At 72.0% G+C, this 20072-nt stretch carries 17 protein-coding genes and 1 pseudogene; 3 read left to right on the plus strand and 15 right to left on the minus strand.

The window, feature by feature from the left end; all coding sequences use genetic code 11:
* Positions 1 to 127 precede the first annotated feature (127 nt).
* A complete protein-coding gene (locus ABT122_RS16520) occupies positions 128 to 601 on the plus strand; it encodes an RICIN domain-containing protein (RefSeq protein ID WP_351551673.1) in 474 nt (157 codons plus the stop codon).
* A gap of 81 nt (positions 602 to 682) precedes the next feature.
* Here the strand turns inward: ABT122_RS16520 and ABT122_RS16525 are convergent, their stop codons facing one another.
* The 14 genes from ABT122_RS16525 to ABT122_RS16590 all read right to left on the minus strand — a co-directional run bounded on the left by ABT122_RS16525 (position 683) and on the right by ABT122_RS16590 (position 16758).
* Positions 683 to 1408: a class I SAM-dependent methyltransferase gene (locus tag ABT122_RS16525; protein ID WP_351551676.1), complete on the minus strand. Its 726-nt coding sequence runs from the start codon at positions 1406 to 1408 to the stop codon at positions 683 to 685.
* Positions 1409 to 1552: 144 nt separating this feature from the next.
* Positions 1553 to 1840, minus strand: a complete 288-nt coding sequence (locus ABT122_RS16530; protein ID WP_351551678.1) for a muconolactone Delta-isomerase — start codon at positions 1838 to 1840, stop codon at positions 1553 to 1555.
* Positions 1841 to 1906: 66 nt separating this feature from the next.
* Entirely contained in the window at positions 1907 to 3397 is a 1491-nt protein-coding gene (locus tag ABT122_RS16535) for an aldehyde dehydrogenase family protein (RefSeq protein WP_351551680.1), read from the minus strand.
* The gene (locus ABT122_RS16540; protein WP_351551682.1) at positions 3394 to 4608 is read right to left on the minus strand and encodes an ABC transporter ATP-binding protein; all 1215 of its coding nucleotides are present in this window, start codon (positions 4606 to 4608) and stop codon (positions 3394 to 3396) included. The genes ABT122_RS16535 and ABT122_RS16540 overlap by 4 nt, the downstream gene beginning before the upstream one ends.
* Positions 4605 to 5630, minus strand: a complete 1026-nt coding sequence (locus tag ABT122_RS16545; protein ID WP_351551685.1) for an ABC transporter ATP-binding protein — start codon at positions 5628 to 5630, stop codon at positions 4605 to 4607. The genes ABT122_RS16540 and ABT122_RS16545 overlap by 4 nt, the downstream gene beginning before the upstream one ends.
* Positions 5631 to 5645: 15 nt before the next feature.
* Positions 5646 to 6593 (minus strand): ABC transporter permease, encoded by a 948-nt coding sequence (locus ABT122_RS16550; RefSeq protein WP_351551688.1) that lies wholly within the window; start codon positions 6591 to 6593, stop codon positions 5646 to 5648.
* Between the two features lie 19 nt (positions 6594 to 6612).
* Entirely contained in the window at positions 6613 to 7563 is a 951-nt protein-coding gene (locus ABT122_RS16555) for an ABC transporter permease (RefSeq protein WP_351551691.1), read from the minus strand.
* A gap of 13 nt (positions 7564 to 7576) precedes the next feature.
* Positions 7577 to 9211: an ABC transporter substrate-binding protein gene (locus ABT122_RS16560; protein ID WP_351551694.1), complete on the minus strand. Its 1635-nt coding sequence runs from the start codon at positions 9209 to 9211 to the stop codon at positions 7577 to 7579.
* A gap of 2 nt (positions 9212 to 9213) precedes the next feature.
* Positions 9214 to 10815: a phytoene desaturase family protein gene (locus ABT122_RS16565; protein ID WP_351551697.1), complete on the minus strand. Its 1602-nt coding sequence runs from the start codon at positions 10813 to 10815 to the stop codon at positions 9214 to 9216.
* Positions 10816 to 10859: 44 nt separating this feature from the next.
* Positions 10860 to 11843, minus strand: coding sequence for a dipeptidase (locus ABT122_RS16570; protein ID WP_351551700.1), 984 nt, complete (start codon positions 11841 to 11843; stop codon positions 10860 to 10862).
* 162 nt (positions 11844 to 12005) lie between these two features.
* On the minus strand, positions 12006 to 12728 hold the full coding sequence (locus tag ABT122_RS16575) for a maleate cis-trans isomerase family protein (RefSeq protein WP_351551703.1): 723 nt from the start codon (positions 12726 to 12728) through the stop codon (positions 12006 to 12008).
* Positions 12729 to 13701: 973 nt separating this feature from the next.
* A complete protein-coding gene (locus ABT122_RS16580; protein WP_351551706.1) occupies positions 13702 to 14535 on the minus strand; it encodes an IclR family transcriptional regulator in 834 nt (277 codons plus the stop codon).
* A 294-nt stretch (positions 14536 to 14829) separates the two neighbouring features.
* A complete protein-coding gene (locus tag ABT122_RS16585) occupies positions 14830 to 15696 on the minus strand; it encodes an alpha/beta fold hydrolase (RefSeq protein ID WP_351551709.1) in 867 nt (288 codons plus the stop codon).
* Positions 15697 to 15882: 186 nt separating this feature from the next.
* On the minus strand, positions 15883 to 16758 hold the full coding sequence (locus ABT122_RS16590; protein ID WP_351551712.1) for a haloalkane dehalogenase: 876 nt from the start codon (positions 16756 to 16758) through the stop codon (positions 15883 to 15885).
* Positions 16759 to 17368: 610 nt separating this feature from the next.
* On the opposite strand from ABT122_RS16590, the gene ABT122_RS16600 reads away from it, so the two are divergent.
* Positions 17369 to 18235 carry an AraC family transcriptional regulator gene (locus ABT122_RS16600; protein ID WP_351551715.1) on the plus strand — a complete coding sequence of 289 codons (867 nt, stop codon included), beginning with the start codon at positions 17369 to 17371 and terminating at the stop codon, positions 18233 to 18235.
* 369 nt (positions 18236 to 18604) lie between these two features.
* On the opposite strand, the pseudogene ABT122_RS16605 reads toward ABT122_RS16600, so the two are convergent.
* Positions 18605 to 18844 (minus strand): annotated as a pseudogene (locus ABT122_RS16605) (XRE family transcriptional regulator); the annotation flags it as partial.
* A gap of 310 nt (positions 18845 to 19154) precedes the next feature.
* On the opposite strand from ABT122_RS16605, the gene ABT122_RS16610 reads away from it, so the two are divergent.
* The gene (locus ABT122_RS16610; protein ID WP_351551718.1) at positions 19155 to 19784 is read left to right on the plus strand and encodes a class I SAM-dependent DNA methyltransferase; all 630 of its coding nucleotides are present in this window, start codon (positions 19155 to 19157) and stop codon (positions 19782 to 19784) included.
* Positions 19785 to 20072: the final 288 nt, after the last annotated feature.

Genomic DNA, 20072 nt, shown 5'->3' on the forward strand with positions numbered 1-20072 from the left:
CCGGCACAGCCCCCTGGGAGCCGGTCGCCGAGGCCATCCGCGACACGGCGGCGAACAGGGGGAGCGGACGACCGGGCGGGCCCGGGATCGGCGCGCCCACCATCCGACCCGATCGAGGGGATCAACCGTGGAACTCAGGGCAATGTTCGTTCGACTCGCCGGTACCGGCGCGGCGATGGCCTTCGGCTCGGCGCTGCTGGTCGGCGCCGAGACCTCGGCGCAGGCGGCGCCGGTGAACTACCAGGTGGTCAACGGCAACAGCCGCAACGCCTGCCTTCAGCTGGTGAACGTCTCGGCGGACAGGAAGAACCTCGTCCTCGCCACCTGTGACCGCAGCGCGAAGCAGGTGTGGCGGATCGCCGGCGGGGTCTTCAGCAACCCGGCGTCGGGCTTCTGCCTGGACGGAGACGGCGCGGATGTCTACGCGCTGCGATGCAACGGCGGCGGCTACCAGAAGTGGACGACCACGTCCGGCAGTCCGAAGTCCATCAGGCACAACCAGAGCGGCAGGTACCTGCACGCGGACGGGGAAGCCGGGGACCAGGTGGTCTTCAAGCCCACCAAGGCGACGGCGTCCCGCTGGGTGCTCGACCGGCTGTGAGCCGTCCGGCTCCATGAGAGCGGCGGGCCGTCCCCACACGGCCCGCCGCCCCGGAAGACGGTTCCCGGGCCCGGCCGGGGATCACGGACGGCGTGCCACGAAGACGAACTCCCGCCCCGGCCGGTCGGGCGCGTCGCGGACGTCCTCCACCGCATAGCCCTGGTCGACCAGGTCCCGCTCGACCTCCTCGCGCTCCCGGAAACGCAGCGTCGAATCCGATGTCAGCACCGCCCCGTCCGCCGCGAACGCGTACGTCCAGCGGAAGGTCACCAGGGGCAGGCTCACCTCGGTCACCCGGACCCAGGTCTCGACCGCGCCGACGCCCGCGATCTCCGTCACCCGGCGGGTGTGCTCGCGGGTCCACTCCTCCCAGGCCCGCCGCGCCGGGTCGCGGGTCTCAAAAACCAGATGCCCACCGGGGCGCAGTGCCTCATGGGCTCCCCGCAGCGTCCTGTGCCATGTGTCCGGGTCGGTGATCTCCTGGGCGACGTTCGCCGTCATCGTGGCGAGGTCGACCCGCAGCGGGGGCAGGTCCGTCGCGTCGCCGCGGATCCAGCGGACCCGCTCCGCGCCCGGTTTCGCCCGGGCGACATCGAGGGAGGCCAGGGCGGGATCGACGCCGACGACCCCGATTCCGCGGTCGGCGAGGAGAAGCGCGAACACCCCGGTGCCGCAGCCGATGTCCAGCACCCGGCGGGCCCCGGACTCCTCCGCGAGCCGGAGATAGGCGTCGAGATCGCCGCGGTCGGGGTCGAGCGGATCGTAGAGCGCGGCGAGCCGTGGGTGCGCGAAACCGTCGTCAGCCATGCGAGCGAAGGTAGCCGTGGGCGGGCCCGAGCAGCCACGGGATTTCCCCGCCGGTCTCCCCCGCTCTCCCCCGCTCGCCCGGGCCCGGGCCCGCCCGGTGTCCGGGCCCGGGCCCGCCCGGCGCGGCACGGAAGGCGGGGGCCGTCAGACCGCCGGTCCCGGATCGACCGGGTGGGCGGCCAGGGCGTGCACCGTGACATCCATCCAGGGCCAGACCGGCAGCGCCGAGATGACGCTGTGGAGTTCGGTGGGGTCGGCGGCCCGCCACAGCCCCCAGTTCTCGGTCCGGCCGGGCACCCGCCACATGCGGACCAGATGTCCGGACGCGGCGAGTTCGGCGGCGCGGCGGCGCTCCTCTTCGGAGACCGCCGCCTTGAGCCCGGGGTCCATGCCCTCGGGCCAGGTGATCTGGATGTTGACGAGAAATTCCATGGGAGGTGTCCTGTTCCTGAGGGGCCGGGAAGGGTTCCGGAAGGGGCGGGGGCCGGCGGCGGGCGGTCAGTCGCCGAACGGGTCGGCCGGGGTGCCGTACTCGGTGACGACCGACTTGGTCTGGAGGAACTCGGCGACCGCCTCGACGCCGTTCTCCCGCCCCAGGCCGGACTGCTTGTAGCCGCCGAACGGCACGCTCCAGTGCAGCAGCCGGTAGGTGTTCACCCAGACCACGCCCGCCTCCAGCCGCCGGGCCACCCGGTGCGCGCGGGCCGCGTCGCGGGTCCAGAAGCCCGCGGCCAGGCCGTACTCGACGGAGTTGGCGAGCGCGACGGCCTCGTCCTCGGTGTCGAAGGGGTGCACGGTGACGACCGGTCCGAAGATCTCCTCCCGGCAGACCGCGAGATCGGGCGCGGCGTCGGCCAGCACGGTCGGCTCGTACCAGAAACCCGCTTCGGCGGGCGCGGCGACGGCCGCCCGCCGCCCCCCGGTGACCGCCCGCGCGCCCTTCGCCAGGGCGTCGTCCACATATCCCTCGATCCGCGCCAGGGCCGCCGCCGAGGCCACCGGTCCGACGTGCGTGCGCGGATCGCGGGGGTCGCCGACGCGCAGCCGGCCGACCGCCTCCCCGTACCGGCGGAGGAACTCCTCGTACACCTCGCGCTGGACCAGGACCCGGGAGCCCGCGACACAGGTCTGGCCGGCCGCGGCGAAGGCGCCCTGCCGGGCCGCGACCACGGCGGCGTCGAGATCGCCGTCGGCGAAGACGATGTGCGCGGACTTGCCGCCCGCCTCGCAGACATAGCGCTTCATCCGCTCGGCCGCGCGCGCTCCGAGCGCACGGGCGACCGCGGTGCTGCCGGTGAAGGTGACCATGGCGACGTCGGGGTGGTCGGTGAGGCGGCGGCCCTCGTCGGCGCCGCCGATGACCACGCTGATCACCCCGGGCGGGAAACCCGCCTCCAGGGCCAGTTCGGCGAGGCGCACCGAGGAGGCCGGGGCCTGCGGCGGCGGTTTGAGGATCACGGTGTTGCCCGCGGCGAGCGCGGGGGCGAGCTTCCAGGAGCCGAGCGAGAGAGCGCCGTTGAAGGGGGTGAGCGCGGCGACGACGCCCAGCGGCTCCCGGGTGATGAGCGCCCTCGCCGTGCCGCCGAGGGGACGGGAGACGTCCTCCATGGTCTCCGCAACGGCCGCGAAGTAGCGGTACCAGCGGGCCAGCGCGCCGACCTCGCCCCGGGTGGCCGTGAGCGGTTTGCCGTTCGCCCGGGTCTCCAGCGCCGCGAGTTCCTCGGTGTGCGCCACCAGCACATCGCCGAGGCGGTGGAGCAGATCGGCGCGGGCGTGGGCGGGGAGCGCGCCCCAGGAGGGGGCGAGGAAGGCGGCGCGGGCGGCGGCCACGGCCGGGTCCACGGCGTCCGGGTCCTGGTGGGCGCGGGCCCAGATCTCGCCGGTCGCCGGATCGGTCAGCGGCACCGCCGTACCCGCGGGCGCGCGCCGGGCCCCGCCCGTGTGGGAGGTGTAGTCCTCGATGGCCGGCGGGGTGTCGGGGGTGGTCATGGAGCGGTGGTCCTTTCCTGGGACGGGGACGGGGACGGGGACGGGGACGGGTGCGGGGACGGGCTCTCGGCCGCCGGGATCTCCGGGGACGGGACCTTCGGGGACGGACCCTTCGGGGACAGGGCGGCCCGTACGTCGGGCGCGTCGGCGTGGTGGCAGGCCAGAGTGTGCCCGGGCGCCCCGGCGGCGACCGTCGGGGGCGGCGCGCCCTCGCGGCAGACCTCGGTGGCGAACGGACAGGAGCGCTGGAAGCGGCAGCCCGGCAGCGGATGGGCCGGGTCCGGGGGTTCCGCGCGGGTGCGGATCTCGCCGCGGAGGCCGGGCGCCCGGGGATCGGGCACGGGGACGGCCGCCAGCAGCGCGTGGGTGTAGGGGTGGCGCGGCGCGGCGAACACCTCGTCGCAGGGGCCGCTCTCCATGATCAGGCCCCCGTACATGACGATGACATGGTCCGAGATGTGCCGTACCACGCTCATGTCGTGGGAGATGAAGAGAAAGCTGACGTCCTGGTCGCGGCGGAGGTCCTTGAGGAGGTTGACGATCTGGCCCTGGATGCTGACGTCGAGCGCGGAGACGATCTCGTCGCAGACGATGAAGCGGGGCTCGACCGCGAGGGCGCGGGCGATGGCCGCGCGCTGGCGCTGGCCGCCGGAGAGTTCATGGGGGTAGCGGTCGGCCAGCTCCGGGCGGAGGCCGACCTGCGCGAGGAGTTCCCCGACCCGCTCCCCGGTCCTCTCACGGGGTGCCGTCCGGTGCACGGTGACGACCTCGCGGATCATCGCCCTGATGGTCATGCGCGGGTTGAGACTGGCGTACGGGTCCTGGTGGACGATCTGCGCGAGCCGGGGCAGCCCGCCCTCGCGGCGGATCTCGTCCAGGGCCCGGCCGTGCATGCTGACCCGGCCCGAGGCGATGGGCGAGAGGCCGACCAGAGCGCGCCCGGTGGTGGTCTTCCCGCTGCCGCTCTCGCCGACGAGGGTGACGATGCCGCGGGCGGGGACGGTGAAGGAGACGCCGTCCACGGCGTGCGCGGTGCCGGTGACCCGGCGCAGGACTCCGGTGCGGATGGGGAAGTGGACCCGCAGATCGGAGACGGCGACAGCGACGGCGTCGGAGGCGGAGGCGGCGACTGAGCCGGAGGCGGACACGGGTTGCCCGGCGCCGGCGGGGGGCGAGGTGTCGGCGGGGGGCGAGGTGTCGGCGGCGTTCATGAGCGCTCTCCTCGGTGGTCCGGCGTGCCGGCGGCGACCGGTTCGGTGTGGGGGCAGCGGACGAGATGCCCGGGAGCGGCGGAGGTGAGGGTGAGCAGTTCCGGTACGCGGTCCCCGCACTCCGCGCGGGCGGCGGCGCACCGGGGCTGGAAGGCGCAGCCGGGCGGCGGCGCCGCGGGGTCGGGCGGGAAGCCGGGGATGGCGGGCAGATACTCCACCCGCTCGCGGTCCATCCGGGGAATGGACTCCATCAGCGCCCGGGTGTAGGGGTGGCCCGGCTGGTCGAAGAGCGCGGTGGTGGGCGCCGTCTCCACGATCCGGCCCGCGTACATCACCGCGATCCGGTCGGTGACCCCGGCGACGACCCCGAGGTCGTGCGTGATGAGGATGAGGGCCATCCGGAGGTCCTTGCGGAGCCGGTCGATGAGCTGGAGCACCTGGGACTGGATGGTGACGTCGAGGGCGGTGGTGGGCTCGTCGGCGATCAGGACCCGGGGTTCGCGGCTGATGGCCATGGCGATCAGCACGCGCTGGCGCATACCGCCGGAGAGTTCGTGGGGGTGGCTGCGGAGCCGTTCACGGGCGCCGGGGAGGCCGACGAGGTCCAGGAGTTCGGCGCACCGCGCGGCGGCGGCCCGCCGGCTGAAGCCGTCGTAGTGGATGAGGGGTTCGGCCATCTGCGTGCCGATGGTCATGGCCGGATTGAGCGCGGAGAGCGCGTCCTGGGAGACGAGCCCGATGCCGGAGCCCCGGACGGTGCGCATCTGGCGGGGGGTGAGCGTGGTCAGGTCCCTGCCGTCGAAGGTCACCCGGCCGGAGATCTCGACGCCGGTGGGGGCGAGCATCCGCAGCACGGCCAGCATGGTCTGGCTCTTGCCGCAGCCGGACTCGCCGACGACGCCGAGCGATTCGCCGGCGGCGACGCTGAAGGAGACATCGCGCACGGTCTCCAGGGGGGCGCCGTCGCCCCGGTCCTGGCCGTGGTGGGCGACCCTGAGGTGTTCGACTTCCAGTACGGTCACGGTGAGGTCCTCCCTCTAAGCCAGTTTGATCTTCGGGTTGAAGTACGCCTGGACCACGTCGACCAGGAAATTGATCAGCACGAACGCGATGGCGATCACCAGAATCCCGCCCTGTACGAGGGGGATGTCCCGGGTGGAGATGGCCTGGTGGAGGGCGAGGCCGATGCCCGGCCAGGAGAACACCGTCTCGGTGAGCACCGCGCCGCTGAGCAGGAATCCCGCCTGGAGGCCGATCACCGTGACGACGGACGGCATGGCGTTGGGGAGCACATGGCGGACGATCACCCGGAACTCGCCGACGCCGCGTGAGCGGGCGGTGCGGACGTAGTCGTTGCCGATCACCTCCAGCACCGATGAGCGGGTCATCCGGGCGATGACCGCCAGCGACCAGGCGGCGAGGGTGATGACCGGCAGCACCATGTGGGCGGCGACATCGAGGGCTCCGCCGCCGCCGATGGAGGTCATTCCGGTGGCGGGGAGCATCCTCAGTTGCAGCGAGAAGACGACGATGAGCACCAGTCCGAACCAGAACGACGGTACGGAGTTGAAGAACAGCACCCCGACGGTCAGGCCGCGGTCGCGGGCCGAACCGGGTTTCTGCGCGGCCCAGGTGCCGATGGCGACGCCCACGACCGCCGCGACGACGATCGCGGTGCCCGACAGCAGCAGGGTGTTGAGCAGCCGGTCGGAGAGGACCTCGGAGACCGGCCGGCCGAAGGTGAGCGAGCGGCCCAGGTCGCCGCTGAGGAGACTGCCGAGGTAGGTGAAGTAGCGGGAGACGGCCGGTTCGTCCAGGCCGAGGTCCTCGCGGAGCGCCTGGCGGTCCTCCTCGGACGAGGTGGGGCCGAGCAGGGCGCTCGCCTGGTCGCCGGGGATGATCTGGCCGAGGCCGAAGGTGGCGATGGTCACCCCCAGGATGACCGGGAGCATGTGCAGCGCGCGGCGCAGCGTGAAGGTCAGCATGGTGAGTCTCCAGGGCTGTTCATGACCGGCTCCACCGGGTCCGCGGGGTGCGTGTGCCGCCGCGCGCGGCCCGGGACGTGCGGCTGCGCGGGTCCAGACGGTCGCGGATGCCGTCCCCGAGCAGGTTGAACCCGACGGCGAGCACGACGATCGCGAGGCCGGGGATGGTGGCGACATGCGGCGCCGTCACCAGCAGGGCGCGTCCGCCGCTGAGCATCTGGCCCCAGTCGGGGGTGGGCGGCTGGGCGCCCAGGCCGAGGAAGGCGAGGCTGGAACTGAGGATGACGTTGCGGCCGGTCTGGAGGGTGGCGAAGACGACCACGCCGCCGAGCAGGTTCGGGGTGATGTGGCGGAACGCGATGCGCGCATGGCCGTAGCCGAGGGCGCCCGCGGCCTCCACGTACTGCTCCTGCCGCAGGGCGATGACATTGCCCCGGACGATCCGCCCGAACTCGGGGACGGTGACCACGACCATGGCGATGACCATGGAGGTGATGCCGGGGCCGAGGGCGACGCCGATGCCGAGGGCGAGCAGAATCCCGGGGAAGGAGAACATCACATCGAAGACGCGCATCAGCGTGCTGTCGAGCCAGCCGCCGACATAGCCGGAGAGCAGTCCGACGCAGCCGCCGATGACGAGCGCCGCCAGCGTCGGCAGCACGGCGACCAGCAGGGCGAGCCGGGTGCCGTACATCAGCCTGCTGAGAATGTCGCGGCCGACCTCGTCGGTGCCGAGGAGGTGGCCGCCGCTGAAGGGGCCGAGTCCGATGGCCGAGGGGTTGGTGGCGAGCGGGTCGTCCGGGGCGATCAGCGGGGCGAGGAGGGCGACCAGGATCGTGGTGGCGACGATGGCACCGCCGATGAGGGCGGTGGCGTTGCCGGAGCCCGTCAGCGCGCGGAGGCGGGTGCGCCGCCGGGGGGCTCCGGCCCGCACGGCGGCGGGGCTGGGTGGTGGAGCGGTGGCCTTCATGGCTGTGATCTCCTCACCGGCGGCGGATGGTGGTGTAGTCGATGTAGACGGACGCGGCGGGCACGACCCCGTCCACCGCGCGGCTCAGCAGGCGGGGCAGCCGGTCCTGGTAGAGGAAGACCCAGGGCGCGTCGGCCGCGATGCCGGCGGCGGCTTCCCGGTAGAGCGCCGTACGGCGGTCCGCGTCGGGTTCGCCCCGGGCGCGGTCGAGGAGTGCGTCGACGTCCCGGTCGCGGTACCAGCCGCGGTTGACGCCGTTGGGGGGATGCAGTTCCCCGCTGAACATCCGCTCCAGGAAGTCGGCGGCGTCGGCTCCGGTGGTCCATCCGTTGAAGGAGCCGTGGGTGGTGCCGTTGTAGCCGTTGCCCTCCTCGGCGACGAGCGAGGCGAACTCCATGTACTGGGTGTCCAGCCGGACGCCGACCGCTCTGAGGTCCTGCTGGATGAGCGACATGATCTCGGTGGCCTGGGAGAAGCCGGGGCCGCTGTCGGGTGCGAGCATCCGCAGCCGTACGGGGGTGGGCACCCCGCTCTCGCGGATGAGCCGGCGGGCCCGTTCGGGGTCGTACGAGTCGGCGGCGGCTCCGGCGCTCTCCCGGTACGCCTCGTTGCCCCGGGGCAGCGGCCCGGTGGAGGGGGCGACCTGCCGGCCGGTGAGGGTGGCGATCGCCCGGCGGTCGACGGCGTGGTTGAGCGCCTGCCGGAAGAGGGCGTTGTCGGTCGGGGCGATCCGGGTGTTGAGCCGGAGGAAGTACTGGTTGGCGGGTTCGGGGTACTGCACGGTCATGGTGCCGCCGCCGGCGAGCTGCTGGACCTGCTGGGCCCCGGCGCTGAGGATGGCGTCCACCTCGCCGGTCTGGGCGGCGATGGCGAGGGTGGTGGGGTCGGTGACGGACTCCACGATGATGGAGGGGGTCTTGGGGACACCGCCCCAGTAGGCGGGGTTCCGCTTCAGTGTGATGCGTTTGCCGCGGTCGGCGGACTTCTGGGTGAAGGGGCCGGTGCCGACGGGGTGGAGGCCGATGTCGTCGGCCCGGTGCGCGCGGAGCGCCGTGGGGCTGATGATCGACATCCTGCGGTCGGTGAGCACCCGGGGCAGGCCGGCGTACGGCTCGGTGAGTCCGAGGGTGACGGTGTGCGGGCCGCGGACCTCGACCTTCTTGATCCAGCGGGTCAGGAACTTCATGTTGCCGGCGGCCGTCGGATCGTGGAAGGCGGACTTCTCGTCCATGATCCGGTCGAAGTTGGCCTTGACGGCCGCGGCGTCGAAGGGCGAGCCGTCGGCGAAGTCGACCCCCTCGCGGAGCTCGAGGGTGTACGTCCGCGCGTCCGGGGAGGCCCGCCAGGACTCGGCGAGCCCGGGGCGCAGCTCGGGCGCCTGGGCCGTCTCGGTGCCGAGGTCCTCGCGGATCAGCGGGTCGAAGAGGGCGTCGATGACGCGGAGCACCGGGGTGCCGGAGGCACGGTGCGGGTCCAGCGTGGGGATCTCGCCCTCGGCACCGATGATCAGGGTGTCCCGGTCGCGGCCGAAGGAGGGGTTGGCGCTGCAACCGGTGAGCAGGAGGCCCGTGACGGCCACACCGCTCACTATGCGGCTCAGTTGTCTTCCTCGTGGGCGCTGGCGCCCACTGCGGTGCGAAAGCCTCATGCTTATCGCCTTTGCTCGTGGTGGAGGTCGTGGAGAACCGCTCCGGCCGTGTTCCTGCCTGGTGTTCCGGTGATGTAGCCGCCGGGCCATGTCCCGGCGCCGCTGACGTAGAAGCCCCGGAGGGGGGTGCGGTAGGCGGCGACCTCGGGGTGCGGGCGGGCCCCGAAGAGGTTGCCGGGCAGCATGTCCCCGTGGGTGATGTTGCTCTCCGGCAGGCCCAGTTCGCTCTCGATCTCCACGGGATTCATGAACCGGTGGTCGATGACGCGCTCGGCGAGCCCCGGCATCAGCCGGGACAGCTCCTCGACGCACCGGCGCCCGAAGCGCTCCGTGCGCTCGGCGTCCCAGGGGCCGTCGTGCGGACGGTAGGGGGCGTGCCAGGCGTTGACGCTGATGAGATGGGTGTTCCCCGGGGTGAGTCCGGGCGAGGTGAGGGTCGGTATCAGCCCCCACATCAGGGGCTCCTCGCTGGCGTGGCCCCGCAGCGCCCAGGAGATCGACTCCTCGATCCGGCCGAGCGAGGAGCCCACCCGGAACTGGCAGGCCCGCACCCGGCCGGGATCGGCGTCCTCGGGGAGCCCCGCGTAGGCGGGCAGCGAGTCGACCTCCAGGACGACCTTGAACGCCGATCCGCGCATCGCCGTGCCCGCGACCTCCGCGCGGATCTCGGGTCCCATCGCCGCGTCGTCCAGCAGATCGCGGAAGAGGTGGACGGGGTTGACCGCCGACACCACCCGGTCGGCGGTGAACTCCTCACCCGACGCGGTGACCACACCCCGGACCCGGGCGTCTTTGTGCAGGACGCGCGCCACCGGGGACGCGGTGCGCAGGGTGACCCCGTGGGCGCGGCAGCACTCCTCCAGCGCGTCCGCGATCGCGCTCATCGACCCGACCGGGAGACCGGTGGAGCCGCGGAGCGCGACCCGCTCGGCGGCGTCGCCGGAGCGGGTCGTGCCCGCCGCCGCCAGGGCGAACGGACGCATCATCAGTCCGACGGCGCTGCCGGGTGTCGAGGGCGGTACGAGCTGGGCGTTCAGCGCCAGCAGGGCGAGCAGCGCCTTGGCCTGGTCCGACCGGAGACGCTCGTCGAGGAGGCCGGTGAGGCTGCCGTCGAAGACGGCGGCGAAGAGGTCGCGCTCCTGGGGGTCGGTCAGCCGCTCCCGGAGGGCGGAGAGCGCGGGCGGGGGGTCGTCCAGGGAGACCTTCAGGCTCGCGCCGAGCCGTTCGAGAGCGCTGATCAGCCCTCGGTAGCGGTCGGCCTCGCCCGGTGCGAAGGCGTCGAGCTGCCGGTCGACGCGGGCGGGGTCGCGCCAGCCGAGGAAGCACCGGCCGTCGAACTGCTGGACGACGGTCGGATCGGCCCGGATGAACCGGAGACCGTGGTCGGCGAGCCGGAGTTCGCTGACGACGGCCGGGTTGAGCGACCCGGGCGAGTTGGTGAAGGCGAGGCTGCGGCCGGGCAGGAACTCATAGCTCCCGCAGGGCCCGCCGAGTCGCCGGCGGGCCTCGACCACGGCGACGCGCAGTCCCGCCCGGCCCAGATACGCGGCTGTCACCAGCCCGTTGTGGCCGCCTCCGACGACCACGACGTCAAACCGGTTCATGACCACCCTTCCTCTCCGCGTGCACGCCGTCGTCTCCGCTGCCGTCAGTTCCGGGGGCCGGCCACGAAGCCGGCGTCGAACATCCGCAGCCAGTTGCCGCCGGAGATCCGCTCGATCTCGCTCTCGCTGAATCCGCGCTTGCGCAGCTGTTCCAGGACGGCGGCGTAGCCGCTGCCCGCGGCGAACCACTCGGGGAACTCGACGGGTCCGGAGATGGGGACCATGGGCTTGCGGCTCCAGCGGCCCTGCCGCCACCAGTGGAGTTCCTCGTCGCCCTGCCCGGCGTAGTAGTCGGAGCCGAGTCCGACGTGGTCGACGCCGATCAGGTCGGCGGTGTAGGCGACCATGTCGCAGAACTGGCCGACGGTGCAGTCGACGCCGCTGGGGGCGATCCTCGGGTACATGCTCAGCCCCACGACGCCGCCGGATTCGGCCGCCTTCTTGAGGACCGTGTCCGATTTGTTGCGGAAGGCCAGTTCGACGTTCTCGCCCACGAATCCCCGGGGGTTGGAGTGGGTGATCGCCACGGGCCGTTCGGACGCCTCCAGGGCTTCGAGGGAGGTGCGCTCATTGCAGTGGGAGACGTCGATGAGCATGCCGACCCGGTTCATCTCCCGGATCAGATTGATTCCGTAGGTGCGGGAGAGGCCGGCGTCGTCGCCCTCCCAGCAGCCCGCGCCGGCGGAGTTCTGGGTGTTGTAGGTGAGCTGGGCGATCCGCACCCCGGCCTGGTGGAAGGCGCCGACGAGGTCGAGGTCGTCCTCGAAGGGGCTGCTGTTCTGGAATCCGAGGACGACGGCGGTGCGGCCGTCGTTCCCGGCGGCGCGGATGTCGTCGCCGGAGCGGCCCTCCCGGAGGAGGTCGGCGTTCTCCGCGAGCAGCCGCTGCCAGCGGCCGACCTCGCGCATGGTCTCGGTGGAGTCCTCCCAGATGGCGACGGTGGCGTGGACGCCGGCTATCCCGGCGGCGTGCCACTCCTCGAATCGCTCGCGGGCGGGCTTGACGAACTGCAATGCGTCTACCAGCACGTGCTGTCCTCTTCTGACGGGTGGGGCCGTGTCGTCCGGGCGGGGTGCCGGCCCGGCCGTGCGGCCCGGTGGGGTGCGGTGGGTTTCTTCGGGGTGCGGTGGTGTGGCGATCGGCCGCGATGGGGCGGGTGGCGCCGGTCGCCGCGGTGGGCCCGGCCGGTGTCAGACCACGCGGCCGAGGCGGCCGAGCTGGGGGATCTCGTCGCGGAGCCCCAGGGTCCGCAGGGCGCTCCAGAGGGAGGCCTGATTGCTGGTCACCACGGGGCGCCCGGTGTCCATTTCGAGGTAGGGCAGGATCTCGAAGGTCCGGTAGGTGCCGCAGGAGATCAGCAGCGCGTCGGCGTCGGGGGCGGCCCTGTGCAGCCTGCGCCCGAGCCGGTAGGCGCTGTCCGCGTCGTGGACGCTGGCCTCGTAGGGGTCGGTCATCTGGAGCCCCTCCATCACGGGCACCTCGAAGCCGACGGCGGTGAGGTACGCGCGCAGCGCCTCATTGACCTCGTCCGTGTAGATGCTGCCGACGGCGACCGAGGTGGCGCCCACGGCGCGCAGGGCGTCGACGGTCGCCTGCATCATGGTGATCGCGGCGATCCCGGTCTCGGCCTTGATCTCGTCGGTGACCTTCTCATCGGTGCCGGGGCCCGGGATGAAGGTACCCGGCGCGCCGCACTGCACGATCAGGTCCACCTTGGCGGTGGCGAGTTGCCGGGAGGCGTCCAGCACCTGGCTCATCATCGTGCGGAGACCCTCCGCGTCGACGCGGGGAACGATGGTGCGGGCGTCGGCGAAGGCCACTCCGGTGGGGGCGACCGAGCGCCACTCCTCGGCCCCTTCGATCGCGGTCGCGGGGCGGATCTGTCCGATTCGTGCACGCCAGCCGAGCATCATAGGGCATTTCTCCTGAAATAAGCCGTATCTACGGAAAGATGGGAGTGTCGGGCAGGTCGAGGTCCACCGGGACTGATGTGGTGCACGGATTCTGCTGGGTGGAACGTCGCCCGCATAGCGGCAAAGGTCCCGCTTCCCTCTGGGATCGACCGAGGTCAGCGGCGTCGTAAGCAATCTGGGACAGTGGACCAGATCGTTTGGGACACCGTACCTACGGGTTTCGGCCAGGTCAATGGGGAGGTTTTGCGGCGGGGCGGGGCGGAGGTGAGAGCCGGGGCGGGCCGCGGCGCGGTCCGGCGCCCCGGCCACGGCGGCCGGGGCGCGGCGGTGCACTGGGTGCGGGCGGGGGTCTGCTCGGTGCGGGGCGGGGTGGTGCGACCGGTGCGGGCGGTGCGGGGCCTGCGATGCGGGCGGGGGTGCGGGCGGTGCGACTCGCGGAGGCCCGACCCGTGCGGGCGGGGGTGCGGGCGGCGGTCTGCCCGGTGCGGGCGGCGCCGGGCCTGCGGTGCGGGCGGTGGTCCGACACCTGCGGGCAGTGCGGGCACGGTGGTCCGACCCGTGCGGGCGGTGATCCGCCCGGTGTACGACGGGCGGTGCCGGGCCTGCGGTCGCGCTCCGTTTACGACGGGCGGCGGGCGGCAGACGCGGGTGGCGGGCGGCGGGCGTGAGCCCATCGGGGTGCGGGGCGTGCCCGCCGGGAGGGGCACGCCCCGCACCGCGAACGCGGGCGGCGGGCGAGTCGGCGAGGGCGACGAGGGGCCTCGGGGCCGGCGGTTCCCGGGAGCCGTCTCTCCGGCGGTCCCGGCGGGCCACCACGGTCGAGCGAGACTCTCGCGGAGTACGGGAGGAGCGCGGCACGCGAGTGCGGGGAAGCCGGCCGGGGCGGGCCGACGGCGCGGTGCGCGCACCGGCGCGGCGGACCCCGGTCAGCCGGGGCGGCAGGTGGGCCGGTGCGTGGGCGGGCGGGCGGGTGTCAGACGGGCTGGCGCCAGCGGATGGCGATCTGGGCCGCCGCCGCCTGGAGGGTCGGAACCAGCTCGGCCATGCGCTGGTCCGCGAGCCGCGCCTCGGGACCGTAGATGCTCAGCGCCGCGGTGACCGTGCCCTGGGTCGCGATGGGCACGGCCACCCCGCACCCGCCCATGATCCACTCGCCGCGGCTGAAGGCGTACCCCCGGTCGCGGGCGGCGGCGACCCGGTCGACGATCTCCACCGCGTCGGTCGCGCCGGTCGCGGAGACATGCTCCCGCACCAGGTGGTCCAGATGGGCTTCGGGCAGCATCGACAGCAGCACCCGGCCCGTCGCGCCGGAGAAGAGCGAGTAGGGGCGGCCGACCCCCGTGATCAGACGGAGCGGCTGGGAACTCTCCACCTCGTACACCGTCACCCGGCGGCCGTCGACTACGGCGGAGACGCACGCGGTCTCACCCGTCGCGGCGGCGATGCGGGCCGTGGCCTCCGAGGCGGCGGTCACCAGATCGCTGTTGGCGGCGTGGCGCCAGGCCAGGGTGAGCGCGGCCGGACCGATCACGTACTTGCGGGAGTTCTCGTCCATGACGGCGAGCCCGACCCGCTCCAGGGAGGCGAGAATCCGCTGGGTGGAGCTCTTGCTGATCTCCAGGTCCCGGCTCAGCTCACGCACCCCGCGCGGCCGGTCGGCCTCGGCGATCGCCTTGAGCACCAGCAGGGCGTGGTCCACGATCTGCACCGTGCTCGCGGGGGGCGTCCGCTCCCCCGCCGCGCCCGCCGGGGACGCTCCGGCCCGCGAGGAGGTCTCCGCGGACTCCGGCCCCTGTTCGTTCTCCATGGGGCCGGTCCTCTCCCTCGGGAAGCACGGCCCTGTGCGAGGGCCCCCCACCGGGGCGGCCCGGACCCTGTCCGCGCGTTGCTTGAATGATCGCTCGCGATTATCACACAGTGGCCGCCACACCTCGTCATCCACGACCGCCGCCCCGCCGGCCGTCACGGCGACGCGGTGGCGGCGGTGGAGCGCGCGGCCGGTCCCAGGGCGCTGCCCCCGCGCCCCGGGCCGGGCCGGCGGTCCCGCCGCGAGCGGTGCCGCACGGACCCGTTCCCGCCGACCGCCTCCGACCGCGCCCGGCTAGCCGATCCGTGAAGCGAGTTCGCCCAGGATTCGAGCCGCCGGTGCCGGCTCGATCAGCCACTTCAGATGACTGCCCTCAAGGGTGCGCACATCGTACGGATTGTCCGGTGTGAGGGTGTCGCCCTCGCGGATCAGCCGGTCCTGTATGGCGAGCGGCAGGCTGGTGTCGTCGGCCAGGCGGACGTAGGTCTTCGGGATACGGCCCCAGGTCCCGGCCTGTGCCCGGTCGGCGGAGGTGCCGACATCCAGGTTCTCGTCCGGCTGGAAGAGGTTCAGGAAGGCCAGGAACTGCTCGTCGGTGCCGTCGGCCAGGAAGGCCGCCTTGAAGGCCGCGAGGGCGTCCGGGTCGGCGGTGCGGAAGTTGACGCGGAGCAGACCGAGTTCGGCGGGGTCCCCGGCCAGCGCCATGGCCAGGGAGGCGGCGTCGACCGTGGCCATCTCGGGCTCGGCGTAGTAGGCGCTGACGTCGAGGTCGACGGGGCACCAGGCCGAGACGTACACGATGCGGTCGATCAGATCCGGCCGCGCGTTGGCCGCGGCCGTGGCCGTCACTCCGCCGCGGCTGTGGGAGACGAGGATCACCGGCCCGTTGCGCTTGGCCCGTTCGAGGACTCCGATCAGATGCGCGGCGTTGTCGGCGAGCGTGACACCCCTGGTCGATCCGGGTGCCGCGGCGAGTCCTCCGGGATCTTGTGGTGCCTGGTAGGCGTGTGTATAGGTCGCCGCGAAACCGTGGCCCGGCAGGTCGACGGCGACCGACCGATGTCCCAGAAGGCCCAGTTCGGCCTGGAGCGGTGCGAAGGAGAAGGAGTTGGAGAAGGCTCCGTGGACCAGGACGAGTGTCGGTTGCACGTATCTGCTCACTTTCTGGCGTCCCGTGGCATCGGCGGCCCGCGCGCGCAGCCGGTCCGGCCCGCGGTCATCCGCCGCCGCCCCCGCACACGCGGCCCGGGCCACTCGATCTTCGAATGACACAACGTAATGATCATCGAGGCTCATGGCAACGACAGGAGTCCGACGGCGCAAGGGGCCGGCCGGGCGTGGGCGGATCTACAGATCCCGCAGCCAGGAGGCCAGAGCTGTTCCGATGTCGTGGGGCGCGTCCTCCTGGACCATATGGCCGCCCGTGAGCGTCAGATGTGTCTGATTCGGCCATGACCGGGCGATGGCACGGTGCGCTTCGAACATGACACCCGGGACCGACTCGATGAAGAGTTTGGGAATCGGCGAGGTGGCGAGCCACTCCGCGTAGCCGGTGATGATGTCGTGGACGTCCTTGGGTTCGCCCGCGACGGGGACTTGCCTCGGCCAGGTCAGGGTGGGCCTGCGGGACTCACCCGGCTCGGTGTAGGGGCGCCGGTAGACGGCCATCTCCTCCTCGGAGAGCCCTCGCAGTACCTGATGCGGCAGAACATCCTCGACGAGCATGTTCCGGCCGAGGACCATCTCCTCCCCCGCGGTGGACCGGATCGCCCGGAGGAACTCGGCTCCCTGGCCGGGCATGTCGTCCCAGGAGGGGATCGTGGCCACGAAGGCCTCCATGTAGGCGATGCCCCGGACCGCGGCAGGGTGCCGGCGGGCCCAGTCGAAGCCCAGGGCCGATCCCCAGTCCTGGACCACCAGGGTCACCCGCTCGCGCACTCCGAGGGCCTGGAGGAGTTCATCCAGGTATCTGCGGTGTTCGACGAAACGGTAGGAGTCGGGGCCGCTTCCGGGGAGCTTGTCCGAGTCACCCATCCCGATCAGATCCGGCGCGATACAGCGCCCTTGGTCCACCACATGCGGTATCACATGGCGCCAGATGTACGACGACGTCGGATTCCCGTGCAGGAGGACGATCGGGTCGCCCTCCCCTTCGTCGATGTACGCCATGTCGAGGCCGCCGACCCGGACGCGGTGCTTCTGGTAGTGGTCCTGTGACGACATCGTTCCTGCTCCTCGCTCTCGGGTTGGCCCGTCCAACCGAGCCACTGGTCGCCGGTGTCCCGGGTCCGGTGGAGCGGGCGGACCGGTCAGGGTACAAGAACGCGCCCCTGGGACGCCGCCCGGCCGCGCTCCCGTGATCACCCGGCAGAGACGGCACGGGGAATGTCGGGTGCCCGGAGCAGGTGGCGCCGCACGATGGGGCCATGGACGACACGACCCTGGTATCCCGTTTCCTTCGCGACGGCTTCGTGAAGCCGGAGGGCGCGGTCGCGCCGCGTGTGGCGGCGGACTGCGCGCGGCTGCTGTGGCGGGAGAGGGGCCGGCCACCGGCCACTCGCCCTTGCCACCGGGTCCCCGGGTGATGTCTTCCTGTGCCATCCGTTCCTGGCGCACGCGGCGCAACCGCATCATGGGGTGCGGCCGCGCTTCATGGCGCAGCCGCCGCTGATGCCCGCGGCACCGTACGCACTGGAGCGGGCCGACGGCGCGTACTCACCCGTGGAGACAGCGATCCGCCGGGGCCTGGGACGGGACATCCCTGGTCGGAGCGGAGATCTCGCACGGCCATCGCCGGTGGAGCGGCCATGACGGAAGAGGAAGGACGCCGGGCGTGCTGGAGCGGCTGCACCAGGCCATGGAGCACATCGAGTGCCATCTCGACCGGACCGTCGACATGGCGGAGCCGGCACGCCTCGCGGCGACCTCGGAGCACCATCTGCGCCGGATGTTCTCGGCGCTCGCGGGCATGCCGCTGTCGGAGTACATCCGGCGCCGCCGGCTCACCCTCGCGGGCGCCGAGGTACTCGCGGGGCGTGCCACGCTGCTGGAGATCGCGGTGCGCTACGGCTACGGCTCCGGCGAGGCGTTCGCGCGGGCGTTCCGGGCCATGCACGGCATCGGACCGGGCGAGGCCCGGCGTACCGGCGCCGCGCTCAGCTCCCAGTCCCGGATGGCCTTCCGCCTCACCGTCGTAGGGAGGAGCGGTATGCGCTACCGCATCGTGGACAAGGCGGACTTCACGGTCGCGGGGCCCAGGACCCGGGTACCGCTGGTGCATAGCGGGCCGAACCAGGCGATCATGGACTTCGTCCGTGGGCTCGACCCGCGGACCCTGGAGCGCCTGGAGAAGCTCTCGGACCAGGAGCCGCACGGCATCGTCGCGGTCTGCGACGGCCTGGACCCCAGCCGCGCCGAGGGCACCGAACTCGACTACCACCACGGCGTGGTCACCTCCGCGAGAGCTCCGGAGGGCATGACCACACTGGCCGTCCCCGCCGGCACCTGGGCGGTCTTCACCACCTCCGGGCCGGTGCCGCGGGCCATCCAGGAGCTGTGGCGGGACGTGTTCACCGAGTGGTTCCCGTCGAACCCGTACCGCACCCGCACCGGTGCCGAGATCCTGCGCACCCGTCTGCCACCGGAGGGGACCGAGGCGGACGCCGAACTGTGGCTGGCCGTGGAACCCGAGCACCACTGAACACAGCGGCGCCCCCTGACGGCCGAGCGACCCGCCCACCCTGCCGGATACCGGCACCGCAGACGCCCCGCCCCGCACCGGTGCCGGCCCGGCCCGGCCGGGCATCGGGCAGCAGCCGACAAGATCCCTCGACAAACGAAAAACTCCCAGCACGGACGAATCCGTACCGGGAGTTCTGTGATGGAGCCGTGGTGTCCGAGGGGGGACTTGAACTCTCCACTCAGGCACCAGCCTTTACATGCCCTGACCTGCATAAATACCCGATGAACGGCGGTATCCAGGTGGGCGCTTCTCCAGTTCTTTCCTGCTGTTTCCTGCGGCTTCCGTGCGCTGTTGGTCATCCGTTGGTCACATGACCAACCATCCCGCTCATGACGGAAGAGTCGAGTACCGCTCAATGCTCGCTCGGCCCGTGGACCGGTCGAGTAGGCGCAGCTCCCACGGTCCGGTGTTCACGTCAAAATCCTTGCCGAACCCCACCCACTTACCCGCCATGCGGCGGCCGGTGGGCTCGATCAGCATCTGAATGGCCCCGTGATAGCGGGCTCCCTGGTAGTAGCCATCGGCCGCAGTCTGTTCGGTCCAGGTGCCCGTGATGACGTTTCGTTCATGCTGGACTCGATCCCGTACCACCACTTCACGGGCCGGCACTTCGGCCGGTACATCCACCACGTTCCCGACTGGGCGACGGGCGCGACTCGCAGGACGGCGGTCCGCTGGTTCTGGAGCGGACGATCAACGCCATCAAGGCGGCCGGGTTCGAGATCGACCCCGATCTGTGGGATATGGACAGCGCGGCCGACTGCAACCAGTGCCACGCCGGATGCCACGACTCGCCCAAGTAGAGCTGAAAAGCGCATGAGTTGGGGCTCACCCCCGTACGTTGGGGGCGAGCCCCGCTCCCGGAGAGGAACACTGCATGTCATTGGCTGAGTCCTGGGACAGGTACGCAGTCGGGAGTACGCCCCGTAGGGACAGAAACGCCAACGGAGACACGACCTGGCTGAACTGGACTCAGTACGCCGACCACGGGCCGAACGAGGGTCTTCTAGGTACTGTCGCCGGACGCCGAGTGTTGGAACTCGGCTCGGGAAGCGGAAGCAACTTGGCACACCTGGTGCCCCTCGGCGCGTCCGGTCTCGGGGTGGACATCGCCCCCGCTCGTGAGGTTGTGGCACGGGAACGTTGGAGCGATTTGCGAGGTCTTGAGTTCCGCACAGCGGAAGCGACGGCGTTCCTGAGCGGGACGGACCAAACGTTCGATGTTGTGCTCTCGATCGCCGGTGCCGTCTGGTTCGTTGATCCGGAGACTCTGCTCCCCCTGATCCGGGCGCGCATGGCAGCGGATGGCATTCTGGCGTTCTCGCACCTGCCTGCCGGAAGTCAGAGTCCGCGACCTGGCAGGGCGGGTCTGCGATACGACCACAGCCCAAGCGAATGGATGCGCCTCCTCACCGGCCATGGATTCACAGATGTTTCCGCATCCGTCATCGACCCGCCGGAAGGCAGGACCGTAGGCACGATGCTCGTGCGCGCGGTAGCTCTCTGACCCTGCCTGCTCGGGCATGACGATGCCTCCGACGCGTACGCCAGGGGCTTGCCAGAACGGCTGTGTGCCTGCCTCAGGCGCTCTCACCGTGTGCCGGTACAAGGTGGCACGCGAGATTCCCAGGGCCTTGGCGATGGCTGATAGCCACCGAGCGTGGCTCCTTCCTGTGCGGCGTACGCGAGGTGCGCCAGTGATCCCCGCCGGATGGCGGGGCATGTGCCTCGGGCCAGCTCACGGACAAGGCCCACGACGTTCTCAAGAGGGTTCAGCCCGGCGGCGTGACCGCCG

It is taken from the genome of Streptomyces sp. NPDC001985, assembly GCF_040296845.1.
Taxonomy (GTDB): Bacteria; Actinomycetota; Actinomycetes; order Streptomycetales; family Streptomycetaceae; genus Streptomyces.